The sequence below is a fragment of the Streptomyces sp. NBC_00104 genome, assembly GCF_045160825.1.
Lineage (GTDB): Bacteria > Actinomycetota > Actinomycetes > Streptomycetales > Streptomycetaceae > Streptomyces.
Window position 1 is genome coordinate 10,219,418 of sequence record NZ_CP108215.1, and the last position, 17,885, is coordinate 10,237,302.

The window sequence follows — 17,885 nt, forward strand, 5'->3', positions numbered from 1 at the left end:
GTCGACGTGATGTGTTTGCCCTGGCGGTGAACGGCAACGCGGTTTCCATGAATCGACCGAACAAGGACCCGAACGAGAACTCCGCGTCCGCCGAGACGGCGGCGGCCAAGGCCCGCCGCACCACCAGCAAGGCCACGGCCCCGGCCACCGAGTCCGCGAAGACGGCCGCGATCAAGGTGGACGACGCCGCGTCGTCCACCAAGGCCGGTGCCGGACGCGCGGCCGACGTGACCAAGCGCGCCGCCGACAGCACGAGCAGTGCCGTGCACAGTGCGGTCAAGGGCGTCGAGGCGAGCCGCCAGGCGGTGGTGCAGGCCTCCGGCCAGGTGGCCGCCACCGCCAAGACGGCCATGACCGTCATCGCCCACCGCAAGCTCGTCGCCGCCGGCGTGGGCGCGGGCCTGACCGCCCTGACCGCCGCGTCCTACGCGGTCGGCCGCCGGTCCGGACGCCAGGTCCAGGGCCCGCTCACCCGGCTCACGGGCGGCCGCATCTAAGCGCCCGCCGTACCGTCCACACCACGCGCGGGAAGCGGCCCACCGGGCTCCTTCCCGCGCGACGGCGCCTGAGAGCCAGGTCGGCGCGAGGGCGTGGCAGGGACACGTCCGGGCGACGGGACCGCCGGGCCGGGCAGCGCGGCCCCGACGCGGCCTCGCCGATCCGAACGCCCGCCGCTTCGTCGCCTTGTCTGCCGACCTCACGCGGCGCGCGGTGCCGTCGGGGACGCGCAGGCGCGGCCCCGCTGCGCGGCCTCACCTGCGCGGCCTCACCTGCGCGGCCGGACCACCGGGCCGTATCCCGGCTGCATCCGGGCCGTGTCCGGCGTGGCGGCACCGTCGGCCTCACCCCCACCGCCCTACCAGCGGCCTTCCACCTGCTCCTTGACGCGCCGGTCGTACAGCTCCCGGATCGCCGTGAGCGTCTCGCCGGTCAGCGGCGGCAGCGCGGCGGCGGACGCGTTGGCGCGGGCCTGCTCGGGGGTGCGGGCGCCCGGGATGACCGTCGTGACGCCCGGCAGCTGGATGATCCAGCGCAGGGCCAGCTGGGCCGGGGTGAAGCCCTCGGGGGCGAGCGCGGCGAACTCGACGGCGGCCTCGACACCCGTGCCGTAGTCCACGCCGGAGAAGGTCTCGCCCTGGTCGAAGGACTCGCCGTGCCGGTTGTACGTGCGGTGGTCGTTCTCCGCGAAGACCGTGTCCTTCGTGTACTTGCCGGACAGCAGCCCCGAGGCCAGCGGAACACGCGCGATGATCGCGACCCCCGCCTTCTCGGCCGCCGGAAGGACGTCGAGGAGCGGCTTCATCCGGAACGGGTTGAGGATGATCTGCACGCTCGCCACGTTCGGCCGGGCGATCGCCGTCAGCGCCTCGGCACAGGTCTCCACGCTGACGCCGTACGCGGCGACGCGCTCCTCCTCCACCAGGGTGTCCAGGGCGTCGAACACCTCGTCCGAGGAGTAGACCGGCGTGGGCGGGCAGTGCAGCTGGACCAGGTCGAGGCGGTCCACGCCGAGGTTGCGGCGGGACCGGTCGTTCCAGGCCCGGAAGTTGTCGAGGACGTAGTTCTCGGGGATCTGGTCCACGCGACGGCCCATCTTCGTCGCGACGAACACATGGAGGTCGGGCCTGCTCCGCAGGAACGTGGCGATGGTCTGCTCGCTGCGCCCGTCACCGTAGACGTCGGCCGTGTCGAAGAAGGTCACCCCCGACTCGGCCGCCGCCTCCAGCACCCCCAGGGCTTCCTTGTCGTCGACGTCTCCCCAGTCGGCGCCCAGCTGCCATGTGCCGAGACCGACCACCGACGCGTGCTGACCCGACCTACCGAATGCGCGTTCTTCCATGGCGTCAGTCTGTCACCTGTTCCGCACGGTCAATGCGGGAAGACGCGCGGCCGGCGCTGCCGGGGCAGCTCGTCCCGGAACTCGGCGATGAGCGAGCTGATCTGCCGGGTGAGTTCGGTCTTCTCCAGCTGGTCGAGGTAGAGGTTGCGGCCGGCGAGGCCGACCGCGTCGACGCAGAAGTACATCGCCATCAGCGGGTTGATGAACAGCTCGCTGTTCCGGGTCCGGTCGGTGAACCGGACGTCGCCGAACTCGCCCCGCACGGCCGCCGCGATCGAGCCGTTGACGATGCTCGGGTGGCGCGGCGTGGACCGCTGGGCGTGGGCCACCGCGTCCAGGTAGAGGGCGCCCTCGCGGCTGTCGCGCGGCAGCGAGAACGCGCCGAGATAGGCGCCGTCGCGGTCCAGCGCGGCCAGGTTCTCCAGGACCAGCGAGTGGTTGACCCCGTGGTAGGAGTCCACGCCGAAGCCGAGGCAGGCCACCAGCCGGTGCGGGACCTCGTCGAGACCGGCGACGGCACCCAGACTCGCCATGTCCTCCTCCGGCGTGCCGAGCCCGTGCTCGTCTCCGCGCATCAGGATGTCGGTGCCGCCGTCCACCAGGACGACGGCGTCCACCCCGCCCAGATGGTCGATGAGCGCGCGATAGGCGGCCCGCAGGGGCGCCACGCCCGTACGGGAGAGCGCGTACACCGTGCTGGGCAGCCGGTGCAGGTCAAGCCACCGGGCGAGGGACTGCTCGGGGAAGTAGTCGCCCCGGAACGTGGTGTCCGGGCCGATGGCCGCGACGTCCTGTTCGAGCCACACGTCCAGGCTCAGGCCGTACAGATCGGCGAAGGAGAGGTTCGCGAGATGGACCTCCTTGCCCGCCGACCGCAGGGCGAGGGCCAGAGGGAGGCCGGCGTAGACGTCGAACCCGCCACCGGCACCGGCTATGAGCACGCGGCGCGCGTCGTGCAGCCGGGTGAAGAACGGGGGTTGTCGCAGGGAGAACACCGGGGGAAGTTAACAGGTCGACCACCGGCACGGCTTCTCATATTCCTGGGTGAACGACGGTGACGCGAGGCCGACCCGCCGGATACCGTACCGATCAGTAACCGCACCGCATCGCAGCCGCATCGCAACCGCACCGCAGGAGGCCCCATGCCGAAGCTCGAAGTCGACGGCGCCGCGCTGACGTACGACGACGAGGGCCCCCGCGAAGGCGACGGCGTGCCCCTGGTGTTCGTCCACGGCTGGACCGCGAACCGGCACCGCTGGGACCACCAGGTGGCGCACTTCGCCGAGAAGCGCCGAGTGATCCGGCTCGACCTGCGCGGCCACGGCGAGAGCAGCGGCGCCGGGGTGCGCACGATCGAGGAACTGGCGACAGACGTGCTCGCCCTCCTCGATCACCTGGAGATCGAGCGGTTCGTCCTCGTCGGCCACTCCATGGGCGGCATGATCTCCCAGACCATCACCCTCGCCCACCCCGAGCGGGTGGAGCGCCTGGTGCTGGTCAACTCCATCGGCCGCATGACCTACAGCCGGGGCCGTGGCCTGCTCATGGCGGCCTCCGCCCGCGTCCCCTTCAAGCTGTTCGTCGCCGCCAACATCCAGCGGGCCTTCGCCCCCGGCTACCCCCGCGAGGAGATCCGCGAGTACATCCGCGCCTCCTCGGCCACCCCGCGCGAGGTCGTCATGACCCTGTACGGCGCCATGCGCGCCTTCGACGTCCTCGACCGCCTCGGCGAGATCGGCACGCCCACGCTCCTCGTGCACGGCTATCACGACATCCAGCTCCCCGTCTCCCAGATGCTCCGCATGGCCAAGGCCTACCAGGACGCCGAAGTGCGCATCCTGGACGCCGGCCACGAACTCCCGGTGGAGAAGCCGGCGGAGCTGACCGCCACCCTGGACCGCTTCCTCACCGGCGCCCGCCCCTGAGCCCCGCCGTCGACCGGGACCGGCCGGGTGTGGTCACACCGCCTCGCGCGAGCGTGCCTTCCCCCGGCCGAGGAGGCCACCGAGGGAGCGCGGCCGGCCGAGTACGGCGCCGACGAGCGCGCGGGTCCTGGGCAGCCGGTCGATGTCCGCGGCGAGGGACAGGGCGGCGCCCGTCCAGGCGAAGCCGAAGGACCAGACGGAGAGCCACTCGCACAGGTACAGGGGCGTGACCAGCCAGTCGTCGCCCACCTTGGTGGCCGCCGCGGTGACGGCGAGTGCCATGAAGACGAGGATCAGCACACCGGCCACGAGGTAGGGGCGCCGCACATAGGACCGTTCCTTGATGCCCGGAGCCCCGTACATGAACAGGCAGAAGGCCGCCATCGCGGTCAACAGGGCGACGGCGAAGACCTGGTGGAACACGGAGGCCGTCTGCTGACCCGCGTCGCCTCCGGAGCCCGGCGCGGTGGGGAAGAGGGCGACGCCGAGGGCGCAGGCTCCGGCGATCGTGCCCAGGACGTCGTTGAACCTGTTGAAGCGATAGACGATCAGGAAGATCCCGAGGGCGCACAGCGCGCCGACGAAGATGTCGCGGGTGGCGGTGTAGTACGCGCCGCTCATGGAACCGGGCCAGGCGTCCTCCCCGGTCCGGCCGTCGAGCCGCGCCGCGATCCAGTTGCCCGCCGGCAGCGCCAGGGGCAGCAGGACACCGATCGCCCCGACCCCCAGGCGCAGCCGCATGACCGTCCGCGCGTCCTGGTCCTTCTGCCCGGCCGCCACCCTGCGCCGCAGGGGCTCGGCGGCGTTCCCGTCCGTCGCGCTCACGGGCACCTCCTCACCGAAACGCGCGAGGCGAAGGCGTGCCCGCCACCGAACGATGTCCGGTATCGGTGGAACTCAAACTTGAACGCAGGCCCGGGAGTCGGGCGTATCAGCCGGTCAACTGCCCTTCCGCGGTGGCCAGTAGCTCCGTCACCCGCAGCGCGAACGCGGCGTCGCACGGATGCGGGCGGCCACTACGGGCAGCCGCCAGCAGCGCGTCCCCCGCCCGTACGAGAGCCGGTACGGCACCTTCGTCGGACGTGGGCAGTACGGTCGTCCCGGTCCGGCCGCGCAGCTCGACCGTGGCGCCGGAGGCCGCGGACGGGGCGGTGAGGCTGAGGGTGACCGTGCTGAACGCCCCGCCGGTGTGCAGGAGGACCAGATGGACCGTGTCCCTCGGCCCGCGCACGGCGGCGGCCACCTTCTCGACGTCCCCGAGGACCGGCAGCAGCACGGACAGGGCGTGCGGGCCCACATCCCACAGGGCCCCCTTCTCCCGTCGCCACGGCGAGGCCGCGAAGGGGCTGTCGCTCTCGTCGTCGAACAGCGACCCGAACCACTCCGCACGGCCGGTGAACCAGCCTCCACCGGCGGCCTGTTCGGTGATCCACGTGTCGATCGCGGTCTGGAAACGGGCGGTGAAGAAGACGACGGAGGCGACCTGGGCCTCCTCGACCGCCTCGACGACGGCCCGCCCCTGCTGGACGTCCGTCGACAGAGGCTTGTCGAGCAGCAGATGGCAGCCGGCCCGGGCGGCACGCACCGCGAGCGGTGCCTGGACGGAGGGCGGCAGGGCCACGGCGACCGCGTCCACGTCGGCGAAGAGGGCGTCGACGTCCTCGTAGACGGGCAGACCGCCGTGCCGGTCGGCCAGTTCCTTGGCCGCCTCCGGGCGCCTGCCCCACACCCCCGCGAAGTCCAGCTCCTGGTGCGCGCTCAGCGCGGGGGCGTAGGCCATCTCGGCCCACGGCCCTGTTCCGAGCAGTCCTATACGCATGCTCCGGTCTCTCCTTGCGCGGTGGGAGCCCTGTCCTTCGGGACAGGGCTGTCCGACGACCTTCAGGGCAGTGCCTGTTCGGTCCAGATGGTCTTGCCGGTGGGGGAGTAGCGGGTGCCCCAGCGCTGGGTGAGCTGGGCGATGAGGTAGAGGCCTCGGCCGCCCTCGTCGGTCGTGGCGGCGTACCGCAGATGGGGCGAGGTGTGACTGCCGTCGGTGACCTCGCAGATCAACTGGCGGTCGTGGATGAGACGGACCCGGATGGGACCGCCACCGTAGCGGATGGCGTTGGTGACCAGCTCGCTGAGGATCAGCTCGGTGGTGAACTCCAGCTCCTCCAGACCCCATTCGGCCAGCTGCCGGGTGGCGTCGGAGCGTGCCCGGGCGACGGCCGCCGGGTCGCCGGGGACCTCCCACTCGACGACGCGCCCGGTGTCCAGCGCGCGGGTGCGGGCGACGATCAGCGCGATGTCGTCGCTCGCCCGGCTCGGCGGCAGCGCGTCGAGCACGGCCTCACAGGTGCCCTGCGGTGAGGCGTCGGCCCCGGCCAGCGCGGTGCGCAGCAGTTCGAGGCCGTCGTCGATGTCCCGTTCCCGGTCCTCGACGAGCCCGTCGGTGTACAACACCAGTCGGCTGCCCTCGTCGAGGTCCAGCTCGGCCGTCTCGAAGGGCAGCCCGCCCAGACCGAGCGGCGGACCGGCCGGCACCTCGGGGAAGTCGACCGTGCCGTCGGGCCGGGCCACCGCGAGCGGCGGATGGCCCGCGCGGGCGACGGTGCAGCGCCGCGACACCGGGTCGTAGATCGCGTACAGACAGGTCGCCCCGGTGATGGGCGCCGTGCCGTCGAGCACCGCCTCGTCCTGGTCGATACGGCTGACCATCTCGTCCAACAGGCCGAGGATCTCGTCCGGCGGCAGGTCCAGCGCGGTGAAGTTGTGGACCGCGGTGCGCAGCCGTCCCATCGTGGCCGCGGCGTGCAGTCCGTGGCCGACGACGTCGCCCACGACGACCGCGACCCGGGTGCCGGACAGGGGCAGTACGTCGAACCAGTCCCCGCCCACCCCGGCCTGCGCGGGCAGATAGCGGTAGGCGACGTCCAGGGCGCTCTGCTCGGGAAGGTTGCGTGGCAGCAGGCTGCGCTGCAGGGTCTCGGCCATGGTGTGCTCGCGGGTGTAGCGGCGCGCGTTGTCGATGGAGACCGCCGCGCGGGCGACCAGTTCCTCGGCGAGGGCCAGCTCCTCCTGGTCGAACGGCTCGGGCTTCTCCGAGCGCCAGAAGTTGGCGACACCCATCACCAACTGGCCCACGCGCAACGGCACGGTGATCAGCGAGTGGATGCCGTACTCGACGACCTGCGCGGACCGTTCCAGGTCCTGCGCCCGCCAGCCGGGTGCCCGGCTGAGGTCGGCCACGAGGGTCGAACTGCCGCTGTCGATGCTGCCGGCCTGGGGCGAGGAGGGGACCAGGTCGATCCTCTCGCCCACCTTGTACAGCGGCGCGTCCTTGCGGATCCCGCTGAACGCCGTGCGGCGCAGCGTGGTGGCCGACTCGGGCTCGTCGCCGCTGAGCGCGGCCGGAGCGAGATCGACGGTGACGAAGTCCGCGAACCGGGGCACGGCCACCTCCGCCAGCTCCTCGGCGGTACGGGTCACGTCCAGGCCGGTACCCACGCCCACTCCGGCGTCGTAGAGCAGCCTCAGGCGCTCCCGGGCGGCCTCCGCGCGGCCGGACAGGGCGCGCAGCTCGGTGGAGTCGCGGAGCGTGGCGACGCTGCCGGAGGGCTCGCCCTGCAGATCCGTGGCACGCTGGTTGACCGCGATCAGCCGGTCGCCCACGAGGTGCACCTCGTCGTTGGCGACGCGGCCCGAGGCCAGCAGATCGGCCATGTGCGGTTCGAGGCCCAGGGCGAGGACGTCCTGCCCCTCGGCGTCCGTGGGCAGGTCCAGCAGGCGGTGCGCCTCGTCGTTGGCGAGCAGCAGCCGGCCGCCCCCGCCGATGATGATCACACCCTCCCGCACGGCGTGCAGCACCGCGTCGTGGTGCTCGTACATGCGGGTCATCTCGGAGGGGCCGAGGCCATGGGTCTGGCGCAGGAGCCGCTTGCTGACGAGCGCCGTGCCCGCCGTGGCCAGGGCGAGGGCCGCCGCGGCGGCGGCCAGCACGAGGGGCAACTGCTGTTCCGCGACGCCGCCCACGTTCTCGGTGGTGATCCCGGCCGAGACCAAACCCACGACCGTGCCGTCGGGATCCTTGATCGGCACCACGGCCTGGACGAGCGGGCCGAGGGTCCCGTTGATGTCCTCGGTGAAGGACTCGCCCTTGAGCGCGGGTTCGATCGTGCCGACGAACTGCTTGCCGATGCGGTCCGGCTTCGGATGGGTGTAGCGGATCCCGTCGGTGTTCATGACGACGATGAAGTCCACCTTGGACTGGACCCGGGCGGCCTCGGCCCTCGGCTGGAGCACCGCCGTCGGATCGTCCGCGTTCAGCGCCTCCCGGGTGCCCGGCGCGTTGGCGAACGTCTCCGCCACGGCGAGCGAACGGTTGTGCGCTTCCTTGGTGCTGTCGTGCCGTACCTGCAGGACCAGCGCCACCACGGCCGACACGACCAGGACCAGCACGATCACGACCTGCAGCAGGAACACCTGCCCGGCGACACTGCGGCCGCTCAGCGCCGATCGCAGCCCCGCGAGCGGGCCCCATCCGTGTTCCGGCTCCGGACTTGCGCCGCCGTTCGATCCGTGCGGTACCCGCCGGGCGCGGTCGTCCCGGCCCTGCGTAGGCCGGCCCTGGGGACGGCGGGTCGACTGAGAGCGAGATCGACCCAGGAGACGGACCATGTGCCCATGTCTACACTGCCCCGCGCCCTGAAGCGAGAGGGGGTCACGCCCTGTCACGGTCGGTGCCGTCGCCCGTACGGCCGGGAGAACACCCGTGGGTGCTTTGACCACCTGTGACGTGCCTCTTCCCATGAGATTCCTGTGAATTCACGCGGCGCTTGAACGCACCGGGGTCCGGCTCCGTATGGGGCTGGGGTTCTTCATGCCCGGACTCGGCCACGACGTTGTAGGAGCTATCCGTGGGACGCACCACCAGGCGCAGACGCCCATCAGGAGCACGGCGCGCGACCTCTGCCGCGATCGCGCTGATCTTGGGCGGAGGCGGGCTCGTGGTCGTCAACGTCTACGCGTCGGCCACCGAGGACGGCTCGCCCGACGACTCCGTCCAGCAGGTCAATTCCGCCGCCGGCACGATCGACTGCCCGGACGTCGGCGGCGAACTGACGGAGGTGCCCGACGGGGCGCGGGCGGAGGTCGACAAGGAACTCGCCGCCCTGGACCAGCAGATAGCCGAGGCCTACCAGCGGCTGCAGAACTCCGTGCAGGCCCAGCAGCAGGACAGCGGCTTCGCCGACAACGCGATCATGAACCCGTTGAAGGAGAAGCGGGGCGCGACGATCGAGCGGATCGCGATCGCCATCGACCGCGTCGGGGACCGCCCCGACGGGCTCGACTCCCTCGCCGCCTGTGAACTGCGCCCCGCCGAGAACCAGAACGCCGGCCAGAACGGTGGCGAGCAGGACGGCGGTGACCAGAACGACGCCGGTCAGAACGACGGTGGTGACGGGCAGGACCAGGGCGACCAGCAGGACGGTCAGGACCAGCAGGGCAACGGCGGTCAGGCGGGCAACGGGCCGGTGGCCGCGGACTACGCCGACATCACCTCCGTCCAGCCGAACGCGCGGAACGAGGGCGGCCGGCAGGGCTCGACCGGCAGCTTCAGCACGGCCTGCGGTGTGAACGCCAATGGCGTGTTCAACTCGGACAACGTCATCGTCGCCCCGGGTGTCTCCAACGGAGCCCACCACTTCCACGACTACGTCGGCAACCAGGGCAACAGCGCGTTCGCCAGCGACGAGGACCTCGCCGCCGCCGACACCAGCTGTGAGAACCAGGGCGACAAGTCCTCGTACTTCTGGCCGGTGATCCGCCTCCAGAACGGCACCGCCGAGCAGGACGCCAACTCTCCCGGCGGCGGCATCGAGGGCAACGCCGGTGAGATCGTGACGCCCAAGGACGTCACGATGACGTTCGAGGGCAGCCCGCGCGGTGAGGTCGCGGAGATGCCGCGGCTGCTGCGCATCATCACCGGCGACGCCAAGGCCTTCGTCAACGGCACGGCCAACGCCAACGCGTCCTGGAGCTGCACCGGCTTCGAGGACCGGCAGCTGAAGGACAAGTACCCGCTCTGCCCCTCCGGCAGCGACGTCGTGCGTACCTTCAAGTTCCAGAGCTGCTGGGACGGCCGCAACATCGACAGCGCCAACCACCGCACCCACGTGGCCTTCGCCGCCGCGGACGGCAGCTGTGCCGCCGGCTTCAAGGCCATTCCGCAGCTGGTCCAGCGCATCGTCTACGACGTCGACGCCCCGAGCCTCCAGGACGGCGGCCGTACGACCCCGCTGTTCGCCGTGGACTCCTTCCCCGAGCAGCTCCACAAGGCCGTCACCGACCACGGCGACTTCATCAACGTCTTCGACGAGGACCTGATGCGGGAGATGGTGGACTGCATCAACGACGGTCGCGAGTGCGACGCGGCCGACGTCGGCGGTGACCAGGGCGATGGTGACGACCAGGGCGACGGCGGCGACGCCGGTCAGGGCGATGACCAGGGCCAGGGCCAGGAGCAGCCGGGCAACGACCAGGACCAGAACGACGGCCAGGACCAGGACCAGAACGACGGCCAGGACCAGGAGCAGCCCGGCGGCGACCAGGACCAGGGCCAGGACCAGGGCCAGAACGAGAACCAGGACGAGAACACGGCCGAGCCCACCGAGACCGCTCAGGCACCCGGCGGCGGTGACGACGAGGCGAACCAGGGCGGCGACAAGGAGCCCCAGGTCCTCGGCTCGTTGAAGGCGACCCAGCGCGGCAACGCCGCCGGGGGCGAGGGCGGCGACAAGGGCGCGGACAACGCCGGGGACGGCGGCGACGCGGCCGTGGCCCCCGAGCAGACGACGCCCGTCGCCAACATCCCGTCGGCCGCCGGACAGCCCGGATCGCAGGGGTCCGAGTCGGCTACGGGCGACCTCGCCGAGACCGGGGCGCAGTTGTGGCCCACCATGATCGGCGGCGTGGCCGTGCTCGCCGGAGTCGTCCTGCTCCGCCGGGTCAGCCGCAGGGGCTACTGACCCCGGGACGGCCGTCCGGACGCGATCCCCATGCTCCGCCAACCTGGTCGGTCCGAACGGGAATCGACCTGTATCCGATGACTCGGACTCGGGGCGGAGCATGGCGGAGGTCCGGGCCCGGCGGCTGCCGCTGCTCGGCGATGTGGCGTCGGCCGCCGTGGTGCTCATGGCCAGGGTGGCCGCACGGCTGGGCTCGGAAAGCGGCGCAGACACCTCCCTGCCCGTGACACCGGCGCTCGGCGCGGCGATCGCCGGAAGCCCGGCCGTCGGATCGGCCACCCTCGGGGAGGCCGCCTTTGGGAGCGGTCACCGCTACCGCCCACGCCGGCCGCGCCCCGTACGACCCTGTGCGGATCCCGGACCGGGGGCGGAAAAAACCCCGCTCGTCGAGCGAACCGGGCGGTGACCCCCGTGCGTCAACAGGCTGTGGGACCTGTACCTTTCACGCACCGACGGGCGGTGCGGACGACGCTTTCGCGCCATCTCCCGGGCGGTGGTCACGAATGGAAATCGATCTCTGCCGGCGCCCGAGAATCACCTGTCGCGGCATCGAGTTTCGGCCGTACACTGACAATTCGTAAGCATGCGGGTGGAGTTGACGGGGGGATCCGAGATGTCCGGGGATCAGTACGGTGTAAGAGACCAGGACGGCTGGAGCCACAGCTTCGTCGTGCCGCCCGTCCCGCCCATGCCACCGGGGCCGCCGCCCGGCCCGGCGGACGGCTGGCGGGCCGTCGGGGTGGGCCTGCTGAACCTCAGCGGTCTCGGGCTCGGCTATGCCCTGATGCGGCGTCCCCTTCTGATGCTGGTGTGCTGGGTGGCCACCGGTCTCCTGCTCTTCACGGTGCTGCCGGCCGACCCTGACGGCGTCTCGGGCGCCACCCTCACCGTCTACGGCCTGTTCCTCCTCCTCGTCGCCGTCCACAGTGCCTTCCTGGGCCTGCGCAACCGCCTGGTGTGGCCCGCGCAGTCCCCGCTCGCCATCGTGCTCGGCGTCCTCCTCCTCGGCGTACCGGTCGCGAGCGGTCTGCTCTACGAGACCGCGCGGAAGGAAGCCGTCGAGGAGATGCTCCTGGACCGGCTGGAGAAGGCCGACGACCTGGTGAACAAGGCCTCCGGCGAGTCCTTCTCCACGACCCAGTCCGAGTACCGCAAAGCCCTCACCGCATACGACGACCTCAGCACCGACCACCCCGACTCCCGAGCGGCCGAGAAGGTCCCCGACCGGATGAAGACCTTCTACACGACGGTCGGCGCGCCCTACGAGGAGCAGGAGTACTGTGACGCGGTCGCTCCCCTCGAGTACCTGCGCACGGTCCCGCAGACCGTGAGCAAGAAGGACCTCGGCTCGCTGGCGACCTGGCCCGACGACCGGCTCGCCACCTCGCTGTACGAGTGTGCCTCCGCCGGTCTGGCGGGCGGCACGGCCGGCTGGCAGGACCAGTTCAGCGACCTCCTCACCACGTTCCCCGACTCGGACCAGGCGGCGAAGGTCGAGCCGGACGTCAAGCGGGCCGTGGACAAGGCGGTCAAGGCCGTGGGCGGCGACGACCCGTGCACCGCCGTGGACCAGCTGGAGACGCTCGGCTCCCAGGTCAAGGCGCTGCCGGGGGACAAGGCCGGCGTGGCCGACGCCCTCGCCGCCGACGCCGGACGGGCCGAGGACTCGGCGTCCGCGGGCGTCTACACCTGCGGCGTGGACCAGTACCGGGACGGCGACTTCGCCGAGGCGGTGACCTCGATGAACGACTTCGTCGACGCCAACAAGAAGCACAAGAACGCGCCGCGCGCGAAGAAGATAGCGATCGCCGCCGAGATCGCGCAGGAGGTCCCGGAGGCGGGCAAGAAGCTGCCCACCACACGCTCCGGCGGCAGCATCTCCGTCACGGTCAAGAACGACAGCCCCGACGAGATCCAGGTCATGTACACGGGCCCGGTGACCGGCACCTTCACCCTGAAGGGCTGCGGCAGCTGTTCCAGCTACGACTGGAGCAGCACGCTGAACCCCAGCTTCAAGCCGTGCAGCGGCAACGACAACTACCCGCAGCGCACGATCAGCCTCCCGGTCGGCACCACGTACTTCCTGCACAAGCCGAAGGGTGACAGCGCGTCCAGCGCCGCCTCCGACACCGCCAAGCTGGAGTCGGGCTACATCTACACAGAGTGCGCCTACGTGACCTCGGGCTACGGCCTGAACTCCTGACGCACCCGGGCACGGTGACCGGAGGGCCGCAGGGGCGGCTCAGCTCCTGCGGCCCTCCACCCACCCGGCGACGTCGTCGAGGTCCTTCGCGACGGCCTTGCGCACGGCCCGGGCACCGATACCGCCCATGACCTTGGTGAGCAGACCCGCGACGGCACCGGTCGACTGCGCCGAGAACGTCAGCCGGATCGTCGTCGAGGCCGGTTCGTCGGCCCGCAGCAGCCACTCCGACACATAGCGGGAGCCGTGCGACTCGGCCTCCACCACATAGCGCTCGGGCGGCTCGCTGACGGTCACCCACATCTCCTCGGTGGCGTCCTTGCCGAACATCCGCCGGGTCTCCCGCCACCGCGTGCCCACCCCGAAGCCCCCGTCCGTGAGGACCTCGACCCTCGTGACACCGCTGAGCATCCGATGCATCCCGCCGAGGTCCGTCAGGGCCTCCCACACCCGCCCCTGAGAAGCGGCGACCCGCCGTTCGACTACGACACTTCTGCTGGTCATGACTCCCATGAAAGCACCGGGCACCGACACCCGCCCCAGGACGGCCACCACCCCGGCCGACGCGCCAGGTTGCGTAGGCGGGGTGCGTAGTTCTACGGACGACCGCGCGGGAGACGTTCTGCGAGGCTTGGATCTTCAGATTCTGCCTGGGCCCGTGGGGCCGCATGGAAGGGATCCGGTCGCGGGTATTTCTCCTCCACGCGTGCGAACACGACACTCCGCCGCCTCGTCCGGCGGCCCGGCGGGGCGAGTTCCGGCTCCGCCGCCGCACCCCGTCCACCACGAGCCGTCGCGCCCCATCCACCACGACACGAGGAGAAGCCGATGACCGAACGCCCCGAGGGTGCGCCGGCGCAACCGCAGCCGCAGGACCAGCCGTCCGCGTCCCCGGCCTGGCCGCCCCCGGGACAGCCCGGTCCCCAGGCCCAGCCGCAGGCGGCCGCGCCCCAGCCGGCCCTGCCCGCCGGTCCCGCCGCACAGTCCCCGCCGCAGGCACCGGCCCCGGTGCCGACACCGACTCAGGCGGAGATACCGGTCCCGGTGCCGACACCGACGCAGGCGGAGATACCGGTCCCGGCGCAGGCCCAGACGCAGGTACCGGCCCAGGCGGCCCAGAGCGCCTACCCCTACCCGAATCCCCAGTCACCGGCCGGCTACGGCCCCCCGGTCGCGCCGGCACCCGCCCAGGGCCATCCGTACGGCCAGCCTCCGGGCGGTTATCCGCCGGGCGGCTACCCGACCCTCGGCACCCCGCCCTCGACGGGCGCCGGCGGACGCGCCGTGCTCTGGGCGCTGGTGGGCGCCGTGGTGGCCTCCGCGGCGTGGGCCGGCGGTGTCTTCCTGCTCGGCAAGGACGACGCCGAGGCGGACCTGCGCGGTTACCGGGCCCAGTCCGACCTCTGCTCCTCGGTGGACTACTCGTCGTTCAAGAACGAGTACCCGGAGGAGGACACCTCCCCGGTGGACCAGTCCCTGGAGCACACGGCCCTCGACCAGAGCTACTGCAGCATCTCCCTCAAGAAATCCTCGGCCTCCTCGCTCTCCGACGCGTACTTCTCGGTCGAGGTGAACCTTCACAAGAAGACCGACCCCGGCCCCGAGTTCACCGCCCTGTGGTCCGAGTACGACCAGAGATACGAGGACTACGACGTCGAGAAGGTCACCGGCCTCGGTGACGAGGCGTACCTCGTCACCGAGGACACCACCTCCGGCAACGACAACAGCGGCAGCCGCGCGGCCACTCTCGCGGTGCGCGACGGCTGGATGACGTACGAGATGAGCTGGAGCGCCTACGGCTCCACCTACGACGACGTGACCATGCCGGACGTGGACGACGTCGAGGGGTGGCTCAAGAGCGACACGAACGCGACGCTGGACAACCTGCGGGAGTCCGACGGGATCTAGAGCCGATCCGGGCGCACGCACGCCCGCCCGTCCGCCCGCGCGCGGACAGACGGACGGGCGGACAGACGGGCGGACAGACGGACGGGCGGACAGACGGACGGGCGGACAGACGGACGGAGGCGGGGCGCGCACGCCACCGCCTCCGCTCCCTCTCGCACCCGAATCGGCTCAGTCGTCCTTCGCCTTGGCGTAGTCCTGCGCCATCTGGCCGGCGAAGTCGTACAGCAGGCACTGCTCGTCGCCGACGACCCACGCGTCGTGTCCCGGCGGGCACACGAAGGCGTCGCCCGGCCCGACCTCGCCCTCACCACCGTCGTCCATGCGGATGTGCATGCGTCCCCGCACGACATAGCCGTTGTGGTGGACCTGGCAGCTCTCCGTGCCCGCGATGGGGGCCACGGACTCGGACCAGCGCCAGCCCGGTTCGAAGGTGGCCACGGCGAAGTCGAGGCCCGTGAGGTGCACGGCCTCAAGGTGCCCCCGTGGGAAATCGCGCCGTTCGTCCGGCTTCTCGACCGTCTTGATCTCCAGCATCACGGCTCCTTCCGCTAGGCCGCCCCACCTCCCCATCGTCCGCCTGTCAAGCCGGAGCCGCCAACCGGGGGACCGGCCTCCGCTGACGTGCCGGGCCGCCGGGAGCGTCGTGTAATGGGGTCCGGGAGATCGCTCCCATGGGAGAGACGATGCGCTCAGGTCGTTCCGGCGGGGAAGGCGGCGCCGAGCCCGCGGCGGGCAGACTGCGGCGACTCGGCGAATGGTGCGCCCGGCACTTCGTGGTCGTCATCGTCGCCTGGCTGGTCGCCCTCGCGGCCCTTCAGGTGCTGAACCGGTCCTACGGCGGCGACTACTCGGACGACTTCTCCCTCCCGGGCGTGCAGTCCCAGGAAGGCCTGGAGGTGCTGCAGAAGCACGATCCGGCGGCCGGCGGCTACAGCAGCCAGATCGTCCTGCACGACAAGGACAAGGCGCTCACCTCGCTCGGCTCGCAGATGTCCGACACGGTCGACGACCTGCAGAAGCTGCCGCACGTGCTCTCGGTGCAGAATCCACTCACCGCACCCGCCACACAGTCGTCGGGGCAGTCGCAGCAGCCGAACGTCGGCCCGCTGTCGTCCGACCAGAAGACGGCGTACATCACCATCCGCTTCGACGTGCAGCCCTCGACCCTCCAGGACAGCTATCTGGACGGCGTGGACGACTCCGTCCAGCCGCTGCGGTCGGCGGGCGCCGAGGTCGAGTACGGCGGACCGCTCGGCGAACTGGCCCGGCCCGCGGCCGACGACCGGGTGAGCGAACTCATCGGGTTCGCGGTGGCGATCGTCGTCCTCCTCGTCGGCTTCGGCAGTGTGATCGCGGCCGGGCTGCCCCTGGTGACCGCGCTGCTGAGCGCGATCGGTGGCCTGGCCTGTCTCGGGCTGCTCGCCTCCGCGTTCACCTTCGCCACCGTGTCCCCGACCCTGGCGACGATGATCGGCCTCGGCGTGGGCATCGACTACGCCCTGTTCCTGATCACCCGGCACCGGCAGAACCTCATGGACGGCGCCGACCCGGTGCGCGCGGCCGGGTACGCAGCGTCGACCAGCGGCCGTGCCGTCCTCGTCTCGGGCTGTACGGTGATCATCGCCCTGTGCGGGCTGTACGCGTCCGGCGTGAGTTTCATCGGGAAACTCGGTCTCGCGGCCGCCGTCACCGTCGTCTCGGCGGTCATCGGCGCCCTGACCCTGGTCCCGGCCCTGCTGGGGCTCATCGGCCGCCGGATCGACCGCTACCACGTGCGCGAACCGGTCGCCGAGACCGGCGTCGAGGAGGGGGCCGAGATCCAGGGCACCTGGCACCGCTACGCCCAGCGCGTGGAGCACCGGCCCTGGCGGTTCCTGGCCGCGGGCGTCACGACGATCGCCATCCTCGCGATCCCCGTCTTCTCCATCCAACTCGGCCACATCGGCGACGGCGCCGACCCCACCTCCTTCACCGACCGGCGCGCCTACGACCTGATGACCGACGCCTTCGGCCCCGGCTCCAACGGCCCGCTCACCGTCGTCATCGACCAGACCTCCGTCCCGTCGTCCGACCGTCAGACCCTGCAGAGCACCGCGCAGAAGAACCTCGACGCCGTGGAGGGAGCGCACGCGGTCACCCCGCTGTCCGCCACCCAGGACGGGGACGTCCTGGTCGGCACGGTCTATTCGAAGGAGTCCCCGCAGGACGCCGACACCACGGACCTGGTGAACCGTCTGGTCGACGACACCCTGCCCGCCTCGGTCTCCGGAACCAAGGCCGAGGGGTACGTCACCGGCACCACGGCCTCCCAGGTGGACTTCCGCGACATCGTGGCGAGCCGGCTGCCCCTCATCATCGCCGTCGTCGTCGCCCTGGCCTTCCTGATCATCCTGATCGTGTTCCGGGGCCTGCTGGTCGCGTTGAAGGCGGCGGCCCTCAACGTCCTGTCCATCACCGCCTCGTACGGCGTGGTCGTCGCCGTCTTCCAATGGGGCTGGGGCGGCCCGGCACTCGGCGTCTCCGGCAAGGTGCCCATCGAGAGCTATGTCCCGATGATGATGTTCGCCATCGTCTTCGGGCTGAGCATGGACTACGAGATCTTCCTGCTCTCCCGCGTCCACGAGGCCTGGCTGCGCACCGGCGACGCCCGCGCCGCCGTCGCCCACGCCCTGGAGATCACCGCGCGCGTCATCACCTGCGCAGCCCTGATCATGGTGAGCGTCTTCGCCGCGTTCATCATCAGCGACAACATCGTCGTCAAGATGCTCGGCCTCGGCCTCGCCGTGAGCGTCCTCATCGACGCGACGGTCGTACGCCTGCTCCTCGTCCCGGCGGTGATGACCCTCCTGGGCCGCCACGCCTGGTGGACGCCGCACTGGCTGGACCGCGTGCTGCCGCACATCGACGCGGAGGGGGACACGGCCGAACGGCCGGTCCCGCAGGGGCGGGACCGGCCGCTCAGCAGCTGACTGGCTTCAGTGGAAGAAGAGTTGACGCAT

General features: G+C 71.3%; 14 protein-coding genes. 7 read left to right on the forward strand and 7 right to left on the reverse strand.

Features of this window, described 5'->3' with window-relative positions; genetic code table 11:
- Nucleotides 1-11: 11 nt before the first annotated feature.
- Nucleotides 12-497, forward strand: coding sequence for a hypothetical protein (locus OG272_RS44695; RefSeq protein ID WP_326573965.1), 486 nt, complete (start codon nucleotides 12-14; stop codon nucleotides 495-497).
- Between the two features lie 359 nt (nucleotides 498-856).
- Here the strand turns inward: OG272_RS44695 and OG272_RS44700 are convergent, their stop codons facing one another.
- Both OG272_RS44700 and OG272_RS44705 read right to left on the reverse strand, forming a co-directional pair.
- On the reverse strand, nucleotides 857-1,840 hold the full coding sequence (locus tag OG272_RS44700; protein WP_405895896.1) for an aldo/keto reductase: 984 nt from the start codon (nucleotides 1,838-1,840) through the stop codon (nucleotides 857-859).
- A gap of 29 nt (nucleotides 1,841-1,869) precedes the next feature.
- Nucleotides 1,870-2,835, reverse strand: a complete 966-nt coding sequence (locus OG272_RS44705; RefSeq protein WP_327726404.1) for a DUF1152 domain-containing protein — start codon at nucleotides 2,833-2,835, stop codon at nucleotides 1,870-1,872.
- Nucleotides 2,836-2,982: 147 nt separating this feature from the next.
- On the opposite strand from OG272_RS44705, the gene OG272_RS44710 reads away from it, so the two are divergent.
- Complete coding sequence (locus OG272_RS44710) at nucleotides 2,983-3,765, forward strand: alpha/beta fold hydrolase (protein WP_328224571.1); 783 nt, start codon at nucleotides 2,983-2,985, stop codon at nucleotides 3,763-3,765.
- A gap of 33 nt (nucleotides 3,766-3,798) precedes the next feature.
- On the opposite strand, the gene OG272_RS44715 is transcribed toward OG272_RS44710, so the two are convergent.
- From OG272_RS44715 to OG272_RS44725, 3 genes are all read right to left on the reverse strand, one after another.
- Nucleotides 3,799-4,590: a hypothetical protein gene (locus tag OG272_RS44715; protein ID WP_327726403.1), complete on the reverse strand. Its 792-nt coding sequence runs from the start codon at nucleotides 4,588-4,590 to the stop codon at nucleotides 3,799-3,801.
- Between the two features lie 106 nt (nucleotides 4,591-4,696).
- Nucleotides 4,697-5,584: a Gfo/Idh/MocA family oxidoreductase gene (locus OG272_RS44720; protein WP_326573955.1), complete on the reverse strand. Its 888-nt coding sequence runs from the start codon at nucleotides 5,582-5,584 to the stop codon at nucleotides 4,697-4,699.
- 62 nt (nucleotides 5,585-5,646) lie between these two features.
- A complete protein-coding gene (locus tag OG272_RS44725; protein ID WP_326573954.1) occupies nucleotides 5,647-8,424 on the reverse strand; it encodes a SpoIIE family protein phosphatase in 2,778 nt (925 codons plus the stop codon).
- Nucleotides 8,425-8,753: 329 nt separating this feature from the next.
- On the opposite strand from OG272_RS44725, the gene OG272_RS44730 reads away from it, so the two are divergent.
- The 3 genes from OG272_RS44730 to OG272_RS44740 all read left to right on the forward strand — a co-directional run bounded on the left by OG272_RS44730 (nucleotide 8,754) and on the right by OG272_RS44740 (nucleotide 12,978).
- Nucleotides 8,754-10,775: a DUF1996 domain-containing protein gene (locus tag OG272_RS44730; RefSeq protein WP_327732039.1), complete on the forward strand. Its 2,022-nt coding sequence runs from the start codon at nucleotides 8,754-8,756 to the stop codon at nucleotides 10,773-10,775.
- 100 nt (nucleotides 10,776-10,875) lie between these two features.
- The gene (locus tag OG272_RS44735) at nucleotides 10,876-11,181 is read left to right on the forward strand and encodes a hypothetical protein (RefSeq protein ID WP_327726402.1); all 306 of its coding nucleotides are present in this window, start codon (nucleotides 10,876-10,878) and stop codon (nucleotides 11,179-11,181) included.
- A 207-nt stretch (nucleotides 11,182-11,388) separates the two neighbouring features.
- Entirely contained in the window at nucleotides 11,389-12,978 is a 1,590-nt protein-coding gene (locus OG272_RS44740; protein ID WP_327726401.1) for a hypothetical protein, read from the forward strand.
- 39 nt (nucleotides 12,979-13,017) lie between these two features.
- Here the strand turns inward: OG272_RS44740 and OG272_RS44745 are convergent, their stop codons facing one another.
- Nucleotides 13,018-13,482 (reverse strand): SRPBCC family protein, encoded by a 465-nt coding sequence (locus OG272_RS44745; protein ID WP_326573950.1) that lies wholly within the window; start codon nucleotides 13,480-13,482, stop codon nucleotides 13,018-13,020.
- A gap of 324 nt (nucleotides 13,483-13,806) precedes the next feature.
- On the opposite strand from OG272_RS44745, the gene OG272_RS44750 reads away from it, so the two are divergent.
- A complete protein-coding gene (locus OG272_RS44750) occupies nucleotides 13,807-14,886 on the forward strand; it encodes a hypothetical protein (RefSeq protein WP_327726400.1) in 1,080 nt (359 codons plus the stop codon).
- 168 nt (nucleotides 14,887-15,054) lie between these two features.
- Here OG272_RS44750 and OG272_RS44755 read toward each other — a convergent pair whose 3' ends face one another.
- Nucleotides 15,055-15,420 (reverse strand): cupin domain-containing protein, encoded by a 366-nt coding sequence (locus OG272_RS44755; protein WP_326573946.1) that lies wholly within the window; start codon nucleotides 15,418-15,420, stop codon nucleotides 15,055-15,057.
- A gap of 149 nt (nucleotides 15,421-15,569) precedes the next feature.
- Between OG272_RS44755 and OG272_RS44760 the strand changes: the two genes are divergently transcribed.
- On the forward strand, nucleotides 15,570-17,855 hold the full coding sequence (locus OG272_RS44760; protein ID WP_327726399.1) for an MMPL family transporter: 2,286 nt from the start codon (nucleotides 15,570-15,572) through the stop codon (nucleotides 17,853-17,855).
- The last annotated feature ends 30 nt before the right edge of the window (nucleotides 17,856-17,885 follow it).